The sequence below is a fragment of the Micromonospora sp. Utrum1 genome, assembly GCF_057197805.1.
Window position 1 is genome coordinate 675,202 of record NZ_CM170071.1, and the last position, 14,188, is coordinate 689,389.

The following is a 14,188-nucleotide window of genomic DNA, read 5'->3' on the forward strand; positions in this document are numbered from 1 at the left end:
GTCAGGCCGGCTGCGGGGTGTCCGACTCGGTCACCACGACCTCCCACGCCTCCACGTCCCGCTCGGTGACCGTGGTCGGCGACTCCAGGTGGTAGGCCCCGCTGGGCAGCACGCCGGCGCCGCCGTGCCGCTCCAGCACGGCGAGCTGCGCGGCGACGTCCTCGCCCTGGTGCCGTTCCTGGAGCCGGCGCCAGAAGTCGAAGCCGCCGGAGTCGATCAGCTTGGCCCGGTCGTAGAGCACGCAGCCGCCGATCCAGGAGACCTTGTACGCCCGCCACGCCCCGGCCGGCAGCCGCAGCTTCTCGGTGACGTGCAGCAGGTTCGCCGCCGGGTGGATGGACGCCCGCTGCCACTCCGGCGTGCCGGGCCGGATCCGCTCGGGCACCGGCCGGCCCGGCCACTCCTCGTAGTGCCCGTGCGTCTCCGGGCGCACGTCGTCGGCGTAGGAGAGGCCGTGCACGGCGTTGCCGACGAACCCGCAGCCCAGCTCCCGGATGGCGGTGACCAGCCGGGACACCGTGCCGGGCTCCAGCCAGACGTCGTCGTCGAGGCAGAGCACGTACCGGGCGGCCGACCGGTCCAGCAGGGAGGCCCGGTGCTCGGCCAGCCCACGTCGGGGCAGCCGCCGGGTCAGCAGCACCGGGTGCCCCCGGTGGCGCAACGCCCGGACCATGGTGGCCGCGGCGGGGTGCGCGTACGCCGGGTCGCCGTCGGACTGATCGCTCACCACGACTCCGAAGTCCGGTACGCCCTCCTGCGCGGCCAGCCCGGAGAGGGTGACCGCCAGTTCGGCGGGCCGGTTGCGGGTGGGGATCAGCACGTCGAGCTGCCGGGGGCGGCGGAACTCCTCGGGTGCGCCGAGGTCGAGCGGACGGTTCACGCCGGCCTGCCCTCGCCCACCGGCGGGACGACCGGGTGGGCCCGGATCCGGTCGATGATCGCCGAGGTGGAGCGGTCCGGCACGTACCCGAGGGTGCGCACCTGGCCGCCCAGCCGGCGGACCAGCGGGGCCTCCGGGACCATCTCGGGCGGGTAGTCGCCGCCCTTGACGTAGACGTCCGGGCGGACCGCCTCGATCAGCTTCGCCGGGGAGTCCTCCTCGAACACCACCACGTGGTCGACGCACTCCAGCGCGGCGAGCAGGGCGGTGCGGTCCTCGACCGGGTTGACCGGCCGGTCCGGGCCCTTGAGCCGGCGTACGCTGCCGTCCGAGTTGACGGCCACGACCAGCAGGTCGCCGAGCGCGCGGGCCTGGGTCAGGTAGCGGACGTGCCCGGGGTGCAGCACGTCGAAGCAGCCGTTGGTGAAGACGATCGACCGGCCGGCCCGGCGATGCTCGGCGACGATCGCGGTCAGCTCCTCGGCGCCCACCTGGGTCGGCCGCCCGGCGTCCTCCGGCCCGCTGCCCAGCGCGTCGAGCAGGTCCTCCCGCCGGCACACGCAGGTGCCGGTGTCGGAGACGGTGATGGTCGCGGCGAGCTGGGCGAGCTGCGCGGCGGTCGGCAGGCTCGCCTCCGCCGCCAGCGCCAGGGTCATCGCCGCCAGGTACGCGTCCCCGGCCCCCACGGCGTGGCTGGCCGGGACCGGGGTGCTGTGGCTGCGCCGGGGTTCGCCGTCGGCCCCGCCGACCACCGCGCCCTCGGTGTCCAGGGTCACCGCCACCACGTCCGCGCCGGTGTGCTCGCGCAGCTCGTCCAGGCGGGACTCGGCCAGCACGGCCCGGTCCACGCCGGCGCCGGCCGCCGCGTTGACGGTCACGCCGGTGCCGGTGACGCTGAGCCCGTCCCCGGTCAGCGCGACCCGTTCCTCGGCGGGCGTCGGCTCGCCGGTCGGCCCGGCGGCCCCGTCACCGTGCTCGGTCGCGGGCGCGCCGGACGTCGGGTGCGGGCTACCCGGGGCCCGTTCGCCGGCACCGCCCGGGGCCGCGCCGACGACCAGCTCGGAGGGGCCGTCGGCCGGGTCGGCCAGGTGGTCGAGGTGCAGGTCGCCGGCGGTCGCGCCGCGGGCTCCGGTCCGATGCCCGCCGTTGAAGCCGGCGGCGGCCCGGGCCAGCAGCCGGGTCGCCTCGGCGAAGCTCGGGGTCACCACGGTCGGGTTGAGGCCGCGCCAGTCGGCCAGGTCGTGCGCGTCGAGCGCCACGGTGGCGTACCGGTCCCGGTTGGCGACCAGCCAGGCGCGCACCGCGGAGGGCAGCGCGCCCAGGCCGTAGTCGCACACCACCAGGGTGAGCGGCCGCCCAGCGGCCGCCGCGCGCAGCTCCTCGGTGGCGCAGTGCAGCGCGGTCAGCAGGCGGGCCACCCCGTCGTCGTCGAGCGCGTCGTCCGGGTCGCCGGAGTCCTCGCGGAGCAGGATCTGGTTGTCGGCGAGCATCCGCCGCTTCACCGGCGTGGGGCGGCCGGGCTGGTTGACCGTGCGGTCCCAGACGGCCGCCCGGTCGAGGCAGTCGTGCAGCTCGTCGCCCGCCACGTCGGCGCCCACCGGGGCGACCAGGGCGGCCCGGCCGCCGAGGGCGGCCACGTTGACCGCGGTGTTCGCCGCGCCGCCGGCGGCGGAGATCCGCCTGCGCAGGGTCAGGACCGGCGCGGGCGCCTCCCGGCAGAGCCGTTCCGACTCGGCGAACCGCCACTCGTCCAGCATGGCGTCGCCGACGACCAGCACGGGACGCCCCTGCCAACCCGCCACGACGGTGGCGAGCCGGCGCTCTTCCGCTGCTGCTCCTGCCATGTCCCTTCGGGTCCCCCGAGCGGGACCGGCCAAACCTGCGCTGCGGGCCACCCGTGGTGCCCGGTTTCGGCGGGTCCGGCCCGGGAACGGGTGCAGACAGACCCCGGAGAGGAGAACCACCATGGCAGCGACGTTGCAGGGCAAGCGGATCGCCTTCCTGGCCGCCGACGGCGTCGAGGAGGTCGAGTACACCAAGCCCCGCGAGGCGGTGGAGAACGCCGGCGCCCGGGTCGAGCTGGTCTCCATCAGGCCCGGTTCGATCCAGGCCTTCAACCACCTGGACCACGGCGGGCAGTACCCGGTCGACGTGACGACCAAGGAGGCGGACGCGGGGGCGTACGACGCGCTGGTGCTGCCCGGCGGCGTGGCGAACCCGGACTTCCTGCGGACCGACCCCGACGCGGTCCGGTTCGTGAAGTCGTTCTTCGCGGCCGGCAAGCCGGTCGGGGTGATCTGCCACGGCCCGTGGACGCTGGTCGAGGCCGACGTGCTGCGGGGCCGGACGATCACCTCCTGGCCGAGCCTGCGCACCGACCTCACCAACGCCGGCGCGAACTGGGTGGACCAGCAGGTGGTCACCGACAAGGGCCTGGTCAGCAGCCGCAAGCCGGACGACCTGCCGGCCTTCTGCGACAAGATCGTCGAGGAGTTCGCGGAGGGGAAGCACTGACTTCTTCTCCCACCGGGGGCATGATCCGCTCCCGGTGGGAAAGGAAGCGGGATGACAGCCCAGGCCGCTCGTCCCGTGCTGCACGCCCGCCAGATCCGCCTGCTGATGCTCGGCCTGATGACCGGCATGCTGCTGGCGGCACTCGACCAGACCATCGTCGGCACCGCGCTGCCCACGATCGTCGGCGAGCTGGGCGGAATCAACCACTACTCGTGGGTGGTCACCGCCTACCTGCTCGCCTCCACGGCGTCGACACCGCTCTACGGCAAGATGGCCGACCTGTACGGGCGCCGCCCCGTCTTCCTCTTCTCGATCGGCACGTTCCTGCTCGGCTCGCTGCTGGCCGGCCTGTCGCAGAACATGACCCAGCTGATCGTCACCCGGGGCGTGCAGGGCCTCGGCGCGGGTGGCCTGCTGACGCTGGCCTTCACCATCATCTCGGACGTGGTCTCACCCCGGGAACGCGGCCGCTACCAGGGCCTGTTCGGTGCCGTCTTCGGCATCTCCTCGGTGGCCGGCCCGCTGGTCGGCGGCTACTTCGCGGAGACCAACTGGCGATGGATCTTCTACATCAACGTGCCGCTGGCCATCCTCGCCATCGTGGTCTGCTACCACGTCATGCGGCTGGTGCCGTTCCAGCGCCGGGAGCACACCGTCGACTGGGTCGGCGCGGGGCTGCTGGTCGCCGGGGTGAGCAGCCTGCTGCTCGCGCTGAGCTGGGGCGGCAACGAGTACGCCTGGGGCTCCGGGGTGATCATCGGGCTGTTCGTGGCCGGGACGGTGCTGGGCGTGCTCTTCGTGCTCCAGGAGGCCCGGGTACGCGAGCCGATCCTGCCGCTGCGGCTGTTCCGCAGCGCCACCTTCGCGCTGGCCAACTCGGCGGGCTTCGTGCTCGGTCTGGTGATGTTCGGGTCGATCATCTTCATCCCGCTCTACCTGCAGATCGTCAAGGGCGCCTCGCCGACCCGCAGCGGCCTGCTGATGCTGCCGATGATGGCCGGCATCATCTTCACCTCGATCATCACCGGGCGGGCGATGAGCCGGATCGGCCGCTACAAGTGGTTCCCGGTGGCCGGCGCGGCCGTGCTGGTCGCCGGCATGCTGCTGTTCCGGCAGCTCCAGGTGGCCACCTCGCTCTGGGCGGCCTTCGGCTACATGGTGGTGATCGGCGTCGGATTGGGCCTGTGCATGCAGTCGCTGATCCTGGCCGTGCAGAACGCGGTCGACCCGCGCGACCTGGGCGCCGGCACCTCCTCGGCCACCTTCTTCCGCTCGCTGGGCGGCTCGTTCGGCGTGGCCATCCTGGGCGCGGTGCTGTCGTCCCGGCTCACCGGCGAGCTGGCCGGCCGGCTGCCGGGGGCGATCGCCCAGCTCCCGCCGGACCAGCGGGCGGCGGTGGCGGCCGGCGGCGGCGCCAACATCTCGATCAACGACCCGGCGACGATCATGGCCCTGCCCGGCCCGGTGCGGGCCGCCATCCAGGCCTCGTTCGTCGAGTCGCTGCACCTGGTCTTCCTGACCACCGGGCTGGTCGCCATCGTGGCCGTGCTGGTCACCCTGGCCATGCCGAACGAGCAGCTGCGCGGCGCCGGCCCGCACGGCTCGACCGGCGGCGCGGACCCGCTCGGCGGTCCGGCGGCCGCCGCCGGCGGCAAGCCCATCACCAAGGAGTCCAAGGACGAGGCCGCCGCCGACATGGAGTCCAAGTCCCAGACCATGCTCTGACCGACCGCCGCTGCCGGCGGGCGCGGCCGCGGCTCACCGGGCCGTGAGCAGGTCGAGGATCAGCGCCAGCGGCGGCCAGGCCGCCCGGCCGCGGCGGGTCACGGCGTACGCGCGCAGCAGGGCCCGCGGTCCGGTGAGCGGCAGCAGGCGGACGCCCGGCACGGTGGGCTGGTCGCCGGGGAGCAGGCCGACGCCCAGCCCCGCGACGATGAGGTCCTGGACCAGGTCGAGGCTGTCGGCGCGGTGCACGATCCTGGGCTCGAAGCCCGCCATCGAGGCGATGGTCCGGACCACCACCTCGTCGGCCGTGTTGCGCGAGTTGACGATCCAGTCCGCGTCGCGGAACCGGTCGAAGACCGCCGGGGCGTCCGCCGCCGGGCCGGGCGTCCCGTCGGCCGGCACCCCGAGGTGCCAGGCCGCCGACCAGAGCGGCGTGGCCTCCAGCGCGGGGTCGGCCGAGAGCGGGGCCAGGTTGTAGTCGTAGATGAGCGCGAGGTCGACGTCGTCGGCCGCGAGCAGCGCGTACGCCTCGGCCGGCTCGTGCTCGTCGATGCGGAGGCGCACCCGCGGGTGGTCCGCCGCCAGCCGGGCGGTGAGCGGCAGCAGCGAGCGCCGGACGGCGGTGGCGAAGCCGGCGACACGTACCGTGCCGGCCGGCTCGGCCCGCGGGTCCAGGTCGAGCCGGGCCGCGTCGACCGCGGCGAGGATCGTCACGGCGTGTTCGGCCAGCCGGCGCCCGGCCGGGGTGAGCCGGACGCGGCGGCCGTGCGGCTCGACCAGTTCGGTGCCGACCTCCCGGGCCAGCACCGCGAGCTGCTGCGAGACCGTCGACGTGGTGACGTGCAGCTCGTCGGCGACCTGGCGCATCGAGCCGAGCCGGGCCAGTTCCCGCAGCAGGCGGAGGCGACGGAGGTCCACGGGAGCGATTGTTCACGATTCCCGAACGATGCGTCCAGAAGTGGCACGTGGACGCGAGCGGTCCGGACCGGCTCTACTGTCCCCATGACCACCCTGACTCCGGCCCGGGCCGGCACCGCCATGGCCGTCGCCTCGATGACCTGCGTCCAGCTCGGGCTGGCCGTCTCGGTGGGCCTCTTCGACCGGGTCGGCCCGGAGGGCGCCGCCTGGCTGCGCCTGGCCTGGGCCGGGGTGCTGCTGGCGGTCGTGGTTCGGCCCCGCCCGTCGGCGTTCACCCGCTCGGCCCTGCGGGCCTGCCTGGCGCTCGGCGTGGTGACGGCCGGCGTCACCATCCTGTTCATGGCGGCGGTGGCCCGGCTGCCCCTGGGTACGGCCAGCGCACTAGAGTTCCTCGGGCCGCTGGGCGTGGCCGTGGCCCGCGGCCGGGGCGGCACCAAGCTCTGGCCGGCGCTCGCCGCGGTCGGGGTGCTGCTGCTCACCGAGCCGTGGCACGGCGGCGCCGACCCGGTGGGAGTGGCGTACGCGCTGGGCGCGGGAGCCTGCTGGGCCGCGTACATCCTGCTCACCCAGCGGGTGGGCGACGAGGTCTCCGGGGTGCGCGGCCTTGCGGTCTCCATGCCGGTGGCCGCCGTGGTGGCGACGCTGGTGGTCGGTCCGTCGGTGTTCGGCGACCTGACGTGGCAGGTGCTCCTGGCCGGCCTCGGGCTGGCCGTGCTGCTGCCCGTCGTCCCGTTCGTGCTGGAACTGCTGGCGCTGCGCCGGCTCACCACCGCCGCGTTCGGCACGCTGATGAGCCTGGAGCCCGCCATCGCCCTGGTCGTCGGCGTGGTCGCGCTGGGTCAGGTGCCCGGCGTCGGCGCCGTGGCCGGGATCGCCTTCGTGGTGGTGGCCGGGATCGGCGCGGAACGGTCCGGCGCCCGGCCGGCTGACCACCCGGCGCCCGGCGAGCGCCCCGTGGCGGCAGGCGCGGTCACTTGAGGATGAGGCGGTTGGTCTGCTCGAAGACGTCCAGGTCGGCGAGGGTCTCCAGCACGCTGGCGGAGAGCGGTCTGGGCAGCTCGTCCCGGTGGAAGAAGCCGGCGTCGGTGGTCTCGTCGGTGACCCGGGCCAGCTCGCCGTCCCACTCCTCGACGCGGAACGCCGTGGTGAAGACCTGGTAGGTGTGCCCGTACATGTTGGTGTTGGTGAAGTTGGGCCCGGTGTAGAGGGCGAAGGCGTTGACCCGCAGGGCGCGCAGGCCGGTCTCCTCGCGGACCTCCCGCACGGCGCAGTCGGCGATCGACTCGCCCAGCTCCATGGCGCCGGCCGGCAGCGCCCACTGGCCGTTGTCCGAGCGCTGGATCAGCAGCACCCGGGCCGCGTTGTCCCGGACCACGGCGCGGGCGCCGACGAACATCAGGGTGCGATCACCGGCCAGGGCCCTGAGCTGCCCCACGTACGAGTCGGCCCACGAGATACTCACCCGGACAATCTACGCAGCTTCCGCGATCGCGGGTCGGCCGTTCCGGGGCTTCCGTTCGTGTGACCGGCGACACTACGTTGTTACCCATGCGTAGCACGATGATGGACGCCCGCCTCCAGGTCGCCCGGATCCTCGAACACGGCTCCACCGTGCACGGCACGGCGGAGGTCGTCACCTGGACCGGCGCCGAGCCCCGTCGGATGACGTACGCGGAGGTCGGGCGGACCGCCGCCCGGTTGGCCCACGCGCTGCGCGACGAGTGCGGGGTGACCGGCGACGAGCGGGTCGCCACCTTCATGTGGAACAACAACGAGCACCTGGTGGCCTACTTCGCCGTGCCGAGTATGGGCGCGGTGCTGCACACCCTCAACATCCGGCTCTTCCCGGACCAGGTCGCCTACATCGCCAACCACGCAGAGGACCGGGTGGTGCTGGTCGACAGCACACTGATCCCGCTGCTGGCCCGGGTGATCGGCGAGATGACCACGGTGCGGCACGTGGTGGTGGTCGGCGGCGGCGACCCGGCCCCGCTGCTGGCCGCGGCCGGCGACCGGATCGCCGTACACCACTGGGACGCCCTGCTGGCCGACCGGCCGGAGGTCTACGACTGGCCCGAGGTGGACGAGCGCGACGCCGCCGCCCTCTGCTACACCTCGGGGACCACCGGCAACCCCAAGGGGGTCGCCTACTCCCACCGCTCGATCTACCTGCACTCGCTGCAGGTCTGCATGCCGGAGGGCTTCGGGCTCGGCCCGAAGGACCGCGAGCTGGCCATCGTCCCGATGTTCCACGCGATGTCCTGGGGCCTGCCCTACGCGGCGTTCCTCTCCGGCGCGTCGCTGATCATGCCGGACCGGTTCCTCCAGGCCGAGCCGATCGCCGCGATGATCGCCGGCGAACGCCCCACCCTGGCCGGGGCGGTGCCGACCATCTGGACCGACCTGCTGTCCTACCTGGACAGTCACGAGGTGGACACCTCCTCGCTCCAGGAGGTGATCGTCGGCGGCTCGGCCTGCCCGCCGTCGCTCATGCACGCCTTCCACGAGCGGCACGGAATCGAGGTCATCCACGCCTGGGGCATGACCGAGATGTCACCGCTGGGCTCGGTCTCCCGGCCGCCGGCGGGCGCGACCGGCGAGACGGCCTGGCGCTACCGCTACACGCAGGGCCGGGTGCCGGCCGGGGTGGCCGCGCGGATCGTCGGCCCGCTGGGCGAGCCGCTGCCCGCCGACGGGACGTCCGTGGGCGAGCTCGAGGTCCGTGGGCCGTGGGTGACCGCCCGGTACGTCGGCGACGACGTCCCGGACGAGGAGAAGTTCCGCGACGGCTGGCTGCGGACCGGGGACGTCGGCACGCTCTCACCGGACGGCTTCATCACCCTCACCGACCGGGCCAAGGACGTGATCAAGTCGGGCGGGGAGTGGATCTCCTCGGTCGAGCTGGAGAACGCGCTGATGGCGCACCCGGCGGTGCTCGAGGCGTGCGTGGTGGGCGTGCCGGACGAGCGCTGGGACGAGCGGCCGCTCGCCACCGTGGTGGTCCGGGAGGGCGCCTCGGTCACGGCCGAGGAGCTGCGGGACTTCCTGGCGAAGTCGGTGGCGCGCTGGCAGTTGCCGGAACGCTGGGCGTTCATCGATGCGGTGCCCAAGACCAGCGTCGGCAAATTCGACAAAAAAGTGGTGCGTTCGCGCTACGCGGACGGTGGCCTGGAGGTGCGAGAACTGACCGCGCCGTAACATTTTCCGGCGTAGCGTCGCCAGCACGGGTAGGACGTGTTCCTCACGAACATTCCTCCCCAGAGGGCGGCCCCGGCGTTCGCACCGCGCCGGGGCCGCCCGTCCATGCGGGGCGACCCGCAATGTCATTCTCGCGAAACTTGTTCGTCTCTGTCCCGATGATGGCGAAATCCGTTTCGCGTTCTCACGTCTCGCTGGTCGTGATCAGCACCTTGCCGACCACCGAGTTCTCCACCGCCTCGTGCGCCGCCCGGGCCGCGTTCAGCGAGTGGTGGTGCAGCGGCAGGCCGGCCTCCGCGCCCACCCGGATCGCGCCCTGGGTCACCGCCGCCGCGATGTCCGTCACCGCCTGCGCCTTGGCCGCCTTCGGCGCCGTGTAGATCAGCACGAACTGCCAGCGGGCGTTCGGCATCATCAGCTGCCGGATCGGCAGGGTCACCTGCTCGCCGCCGTCGTCCGCGTAGACGCAGACCGCACCCCCGCTGCGCAGCAACTGCACGTCGGTGGCGGCGTTGCGGGCGGCGGAGACCTCGACGATCGTGTGCACCCCGTCGGGTGCGATCTTGCGGACCTCCTGGACCACGTCCTGCTCGCGGTAGTTGACCACGAAGCTGGCCCCGGCCGCCGCGGCCAGCTGCGCCTTCTCGGGGCTGCTCACCGTGGCGATCACGCACGCGTCGGCCCAGCGGGCCAGCTGGATCGCCGCGTTACCCACCGCACCCGCCCCGCCCTGCACCAGCACCACGTGGTCGCTCAACGCGCCGGCGTGCAGCTTGTCCGGCATGAACTCGCCGGCGGTCAGGCAGCGGTGCGCGGTCATGAACGGGATGCCCAGCGCCGCGCCCAGGTCGAACGAGGCCGAGCCGAGGCGCACGGTGTGCCGCACCGGAACCACGGTGTACTCGGCGGCGGTACCCCAGGGCCGCTGCCAGGCCGCCTCCCAGATCCACACGCGTGAACCGATCAGGATCTGGTCGACGCCCTCGCCGACCGCCTCGACCACCCCGGCGCCGTCCTGCCCGGGGATCTGCCAACCCTGCGGCAGCGGCCAGGCGCGGCGCGCCTTCCAGTCGGTCGGGTTCACCCCGGCCACGGCCATCCGCACCAGCACCTCACCGCGGCCGGGCTCCGGCACCGGCCGGTCCACGAGCTGGAGCACCGAGGCGTCCCCGTTGGTCTCGTACACGATCGCCCTCATCGCCGTCCCCTCCGCCGTCGTGCCGGCTGCGCTACCCGGACGCCCCGCGATCATTCCGATCCGGCGCACCTCCGAAACCGTACAACCGGGCGTTCGGTGGACATCGGCGGCATGAGTGGAACGCCATGGGTGCGTGACACCCATGGCGTTCCACCGGTTTGCGGGAGATGGCGTCAGCCGGCCGCCACCGAGCGCCTGACGTAGTCGATCAGCTCGGGGGACGGGCCGCCGTACTGCTGGGCGATCTCCGCGCTGTTCTCCGCCTGCATCCGGTAGAGCGAGTCGCGCAACCCCGGGTCCCCGCCGTGGAAGGCCTCCAGCAGCTCCATCCAGCGCGCCGCCAGTGCCCGCACCCGCGGGTCCGCCGGGTCGGTGCCGGCGTCCAGCTCGGCCTGGACCCGGCCGATCAGCTCCGGCCACTCCGCCTCCACGCCGCGGATCGCGTCCTCGCCGAGCCGCTCCCGCCGCTGCGCCAACGCGGCCAGCTGCTCCTCGCTGAAGTAGTTCCGGATGGTCTCGTCCACCGTGGTCACCTCCTCGATCAGGGCGAGCAGGTCGACGGACGGGGCGCCCCCGGCGGCGCGGACCGCCGGCACCAGCACGGCCAACCGGTCCCGCAGCCCGCCCAGCGCGGCGAGCTGCCGCTCCACGTGGGCCAGGTGCTCGCCGAGCAGCTCGGCCAGCTCCGGGCCACCGCTCCCGCCGCCGTCCAGCAGCGCGCCGATGGTCTCCAGCGGCAGGCCCAGCTCGCGCAGCGCGACGATCCGGTACAGCCGGTCCACGTCCCGCTCGCCGTAGAGCCGGTGCCCCGACGACGTGCGCGCGGACGGCCGCAGCAGCCCCACGTGGTCCCAGTGGTGCAGGGTCCGGACCGTCAGCCCGGTACGCCGGCACAGCTCACCGATCCGCCAGGTGGACGCCACGTCCCACTCCCTCTCGCGTCACCGCGCCCTGCGGCGACGCGGGCGACGCTATGACCTGACGTCGCGTCAGGTGCAAGCCGCGCGTTCCACCACGTCGGGGGTGAGCGCGTCGATCGAGGGCAGCACCACCGCCGCCAGCTTCTCCGCGTCCGGGTCCAGCGGGTAGGAGCCGTGCGGCACGGCCACCACCCGGCACCCGGCGGCGGCCGCCGAGCGGACCCCGTTCGAGGAATCCTCCACCGCCACGCACCGGGCCGGATCGACCCCGAGCCGCGCCGCCACCTCCAGCCACACGTCCGGCGCCGGCTTGCCCCGGGCGGTCTCCTCGGTCGACAGAGTCGCGCCGAACGCGCCGGCCAGGCCCGTCGCGTCCAGCGCCGCCGCGATCAGCCGGGTCGGGGAGGAACTGGCCAGCCCCAGCCGCCACCGCTCGGCCGTGCGGCGCACCACCGCGTCGGCGTCGTCGATCAGGGGTACGCGCTGCGCGTACCGCCGGGTCATCTCGGCCACCACCTCGGTGGCGACCTGCTCGGCGGTGCGGTCGACGCCCAGCTCGCCGCTGAGGTACGCGGCCCACTCGCCCGTGCTCATCCCCATCAGCCGGCGCTGGGTGTCCGGCTGCCAGGTGCCCCCGTGCTCGGCCACGTACGCTCGCCGGACCTCCTCCCAGACGGGCTCGGAGTCCACGATCACGCCGTCCAGGTCGAAGAGCACCGCATCCACCACGTACCCATCCTGCCGGACGGCCCGGGGGTGTGCGGCCGGGGTCAGGTCAGGAACGGCGCCCACTCCCGGATCCGGGTGACCTCCACGCCGGGCGTGGTGAAGTACGGGTCGGCCGCGAGCAGGCGGTCCAGCTCCGGCCGGTCCGGCACGTCGAACACGAGCACGGCGCCGGAGTCGTCGGCCAGCGGGCCGGACATCCGGACGACGCCCTTCTCGTGCAGCTCGGTGAGGAGCGCGCGGTGGGCGGGGCGGGCGGCGAGCCGCTCCGGCGCCTCGGTGAACGCAAGTTCCACGATCCACATGCCAGGCAGGCTACGCCGTTCGCCGGTCAGCGGGCCGGGGACGGCGCGTCCGTGGCGCTGCCGCGCTGCGCCGGCAGGCCGATCGGGGCCTTCGGCGGGATGATCGTGCGGCACCGGGTGGCGATCGGTTCGAGCAGCTCGCGCAGCCGGGCGGTCCGCTCCGCGCCCAGCGCCCGCCACGGGCCGAGGGCGGCCCGGTCGGTGGCCTCCTCGACGGCCCGGAAGACCGCGGTGGCGTGCTCGGTCGGCGCCCGGTCGGCGGTCAGCCAGCCCAGCTCGACCAGCCGCTCCTCGGCCGCGGCCCACTCCTCGTCGGTCCAACCGCGGGCCGCCTGGTGGAACTCGCGGGACTGGTCGACCCGGCACCGCCAGGCCACCACCTCGACCGGCGCCAGCCCCGTGCCGACCAGCGCCGCCACGTGCCCGTCGCCCCGGTGCTCGCGCAGCGTGGTGGCGGCCTGCCAGAGCCGGGCCAGCGGATACTCGCCCCGGGGCAGGGCGGCGTTGACCGCACCGAGCACCCGGCCGGCCGGCTCCACCCGCCCGGCCGCCTCCTCCAGCAGGTCGGCCGCCTCGACCAGGTGCGACTCGGGCAGCTCGTAGGTGAACTCGGCGAGCGCCTGCACGGCGCCGGTGAGCCGGGCGCGCAGCGCCTCCTGCGGGGTGGCCAGCCGCCACACCGAGGGCAGCGCCCGGGCCACCATCGACGGCGCGAAGCTGAAGAAGGCGGCCACCACGGTCGGCGCGCCGACCGGCCCGAGCGGGGCGGCCCGGCCGGCGAAGTAGCCCCGCCAGTAGCCGCGCAGCCCGACCGCCTCGTACGCGGTGCGAGCCCGGGGGTGGAAGTAGGTCACCGCGTGGACCGGCTCGAAGTGCGTCCACATCAGCCGGGCGAGCCCGGTGTCGTCCAGCGCCGCCACGTGCACCTCCGCGTCGGTGGGCAGGTCGCCGCGGGCGGACGGACCGCCCGCGGTGACCATGAACCTACTGCCGCTGGGTGACCGGGCGGAAGCCTGCTGTGACCTACTGCGCGGCGAGCACGTCGACGACGAAGCGCAGCGGACCGGCCGGGCGCCCGCCCGACGCGTCGTTGCCGTACGCCAGCTCGGCCGGGATGTCCAGCTGCACCCGGCTGCCGACCGGCACGCCCACCAGGCCCTGGTCCCAGCCGGGGATGACCTGGCCGACACCGATCGGGAAGGTGGCCGGCTGGCCGCTGTTCCAGGACGAGTCGAACTCCTTGGCGTCCTTGTAGAACACGCCCACGTAGTTCGTGGTGATCTGCTGGCCGGCCTTGACCGCCGGGCCCTTGCCCTTGACCAGGGTGGTCACGGTGAGCTTCTTCAGCTCACCCTTGCCCGCCTCGACGGCCGGCTTGGTCTTCAGCGCCGGGTCGCTGTCGGCCGGGAGCTGCGGCGCGGGCGGCGCGGTGGGCTCGGCCGGGGCGGTCGCGCTGGCCGAGGCGGCAGGGCTGGCCGGCTTGGCGTCGTCGCCCCTGCTCTTCCAGACGATGCCGCCGACCAGGAGCGCCACGGCGAGCACAGCGACGCCGGCGCCCAGAATCGACTGCCGGCGGCGCCTCGCCTCGGCGGCCTTCTTCGCCGCCAGCTGGGCGGCCAGCCGCCGCTCCGCCTTGGTGCCCGGGCTCTGGCCCGCCGACCGGTTCTGCACGCGCTCGCTCACGTCGACTCCCTGCTGGGTGGGGTGGGTGCGCCCCCGGCGGGCCGCCGCCGAGGCCAGCGCACACGGTACCCGCCCGGACGCCCGCGGTGCTCCCGCGGCCGCCCGAATTCGGACAGCTCGC

Annotated in this window: 14 protein-coding genes; 4 read left to right on the plus strand and 10 right to left on the minus strand. The window is 74.2% G+C overall.

Annotated features, from left to right (window positions below):
* Window position 1: 1 nt before the first annotated feature.
* Both AC0OLQ_RS03330 and rfaE2 read right to left on the minus strand, forming a co-directional pair.
* The gene (locus tag AC0OLQ_RS03330) at window positions 2–880 is read right to left on the minus strand and encodes a glycosyltransferase family A protein (protein WP_357332635.1); all 879 of its coding nucleotides are present in this window, start codon (window positions 878–880) and stop codon (window positions 2–4) included.
* Entirely contained in the window at window positions 877–2,724 is a 1,848-nt protein-coding gene (gene rfaE2 / locus AC0OLQ_RS03335; protein ID WP_484530140.1) for a D-glycero-beta-D-manno-heptose 1-phosphate adenylyltransferase, read from the minus strand. Before rfaE2 ends, AC0OLQ_RS03330 begins: the two co-directional genes overlap by 4 nt.
* 121 nt (window positions 2,725–2,845) lie before the next feature.
* Between rfaE2 and AC0OLQ_RS03340 the strand changes: the two genes are divergently transcribed.
* Both AC0OLQ_RS03340 and AC0OLQ_RS03345 read left to right on the plus strand, forming a co-directional pair.
* Window positions 2,846–3,394: a type 1 glutamine amidotransferase domain-containing protein gene (locus AC0OLQ_RS03340; RefSeq protein WP_484530141.1), complete on the plus strand. Its 549-nt coding sequence runs from the start codon at window positions 2,846–2,848 to the stop codon at window positions 3,392–3,394.
* A 51-nt stretch (window positions 3,395–3,445) separates the two neighbouring features.
* Window positions 3,446–5,119, plus strand: coding sequence for an MDR family MFS transporter (locus tag AC0OLQ_RS03345; RefSeq protein ID WP_484530142.1), 1,674 nt, complete (start codon window positions 3,446–3,448; stop codon window positions 5,117–5,119).
* Between the two features lie 33 nt (window positions 5,120–5,152).
* Here the strand turns inward: AC0OLQ_RS03345 and AC0OLQ_RS03350 are convergent, their stop codons facing one another.
* The gene (locus AC0OLQ_RS03350; protein ID WP_484530143.1) at window positions 5,153–6,037 is read right to left on the minus strand and encodes a LysR family transcriptional regulator; all 885 of its coding nucleotides are present in this window, start codon (window positions 6,035–6,037) and stop codon (window positions 5,153–5,155) included.
* Between the two features lie 84 nt (window positions 6,038–6,121).
* On the opposite strand from AC0OLQ_RS03350, the gene AC0OLQ_RS03355 reads away from it, so the two are divergent.
* Window positions 6,122–7,015, plus strand: coding sequence for an EamA family transporter (locus AC0OLQ_RS03355; protein WP_484530144.1), 894 nt, complete (start codon window positions 6,122–6,124; stop codon window positions 7,013–7,015).
* On the opposite strand, the gene AC0OLQ_RS03360 is transcribed toward AC0OLQ_RS03355, so the two are convergent.
* Window positions 7,008–7,499, minus strand: a complete 492-nt coding sequence (locus AC0OLQ_RS03360; protein ID WP_357332648.1) for an NUDIX domain-containing protein — start codon at window positions 7,497–7,499, stop codon at window positions 7,008–7,010. The genes AC0OLQ_RS03355 and AC0OLQ_RS03360 overlap by 8 nt on opposite strands.
* A gap of 86 nt (window positions 7,500–7,585) precedes the next feature.
* Between AC0OLQ_RS03360 and AC0OLQ_RS03365 the strand changes: the two genes are divergently transcribed.
* On the plus strand, window positions 7,586–9,235 hold the full coding sequence (locus tag AC0OLQ_RS03365) for a fatty acid--CoA ligase (protein ID WP_484530145.1): 1,650 nt from the start codon (window positions 7,586–7,588) through the stop codon (window positions 9,233–9,235).
* A 184-nt stretch (window positions 9,236–9,419) separates the two neighbouring features.
* On the opposite strand, the gene AC0OLQ_RS03370 is transcribed toward AC0OLQ_RS03365, so the two are convergent.
* From AC0OLQ_RS03370 to AC0OLQ_RS03395, 6 genes are all read right to left on the minus strand, one after another.
* Entirely contained in the window at window positions 9,420–10,433 is a 1,014-nt protein-coding gene (locus tag AC0OLQ_RS03370; RefSeq protein ID WP_484530146.1) for an NADPH:quinone reductase, read from the minus strand.
* Between the two features lie 173 nt (window positions 10,434–10,606).
* Window positions 10,607–11,356, minus strand: coding sequence for a MerR family transcriptional regulator (locus AC0OLQ_RS03375; protein WP_484530147.1), 750 nt, complete (start codon window positions 11,354–11,356; stop codon window positions 10,607–10,609).
* Between the two features lie 66 nt (window positions 11,357–11,422).
* A complete protein-coding gene (locus AC0OLQ_RS03380) occupies window positions 11,423–12,082 on the minus strand; it encodes an HAD family hydrolase (RefSeq protein WP_484532260.1) in 660 nt (219 codons plus the stop codon).
* Between the two features lie 41 nt (window positions 12,083–12,123).
* Window positions 12,124–12,384 (minus strand): YciI family protein, encoded by a 261-nt coding sequence (locus AC0OLQ_RS03385; protein ID WP_357332658.1) that lies wholly within the window; start codon window positions 12,382–12,384, stop codon window positions 12,124–12,126.
* A 26-nt stretch (window positions 12,385–12,410) separates the two neighbouring features.
* The gene (locus AC0OLQ_RS03390; RefSeq protein WP_484532261.1) at window positions 12,411–13,268 is read right to left on the minus strand and encodes an SCO6745 family protein; all 858 of its coding nucleotides are present in this window, start codon (window positions 13,266–13,268) and stop codon (window positions 12,411–12,413) included.
* Between the two features lie 139 nt (window positions 13,269–13,407).
* The gene (locus AC0OLQ_RS03395; protein WP_484530148.1) at window positions 13,408–14,067 is read right to left on the minus strand and encodes an FKBP-type peptidyl-prolyl cis-trans isomerase; all 660 of its coding nucleotides are present in this window, start codon (window positions 14,065–14,067) and stop codon (window positions 13,408–13,410) included.
* Window positions 14,068–14,188: the final 121 nt, after the last annotated feature.

Excerpts from the sequence above, each read along its gene's own strand:
- AC0OLQ_RS03385 (WP_357332658.1), bottom strand. The coding sequence starts at position 12,384 with ATGTGGATCGTGGAACTTGCGTTCACCGAGGCGCCGGAGCGGCTCGCC.
- rfaE2 (WP_484530140.1), bottom strand. The coding sequence starts at position 2,724 with ATGGCAGGAGCAGCAGCGGAAGAGCGCCGGCTCGCCACCGTCGTGGCG.
- AC0OLQ_RS03390 (WP_484532261.1), bottom strand. The coding sequence starts at position 13,268 with ATGTGGACGCACTTCGAGCCGGTCCACGCGGTGACCTACTTCCACCCC.
- AC0OLQ_RS03355 (WP_484530144.1), top strand. The coding sequence starts at position 6,122 with ATGACCACCCTGACTCCGGCCCGGGCCGGCACCGCCATGGCCGTCGCC.
- AC0OLQ_RS03365 (WP_484530145.1), top strand. The coding sequence starts at position 7,586 with ATGCGTAGCACGATGATGGACGCCCGCCTCCAGGTCGCCCGGATCCTC.
- AC0OLQ_RS03345 (WP_484530142.1), top strand. The coding sequence starts at position 3,446 with ATGACAGCCCAGGCCGCTCGTCCCGTGCTGCACGCCCGCCAGATCCGC.
- AC0OLQ_RS03370 (WP_484530146.1), bottom strand. The coding sequence starts at position 10,433 with ATGAGGGCGATCGTGTACGAGACCAACGGGGACGCCTCGGTGCTCCAG.
- AC0OLQ_RS03340 (WP_484530141.1), top strand. The coding sequence starts at position 2,846 with ATGGCAGCGACGTTGCAGGGCAAGCGGATCGCCTTCCTGGCCGCCGAC.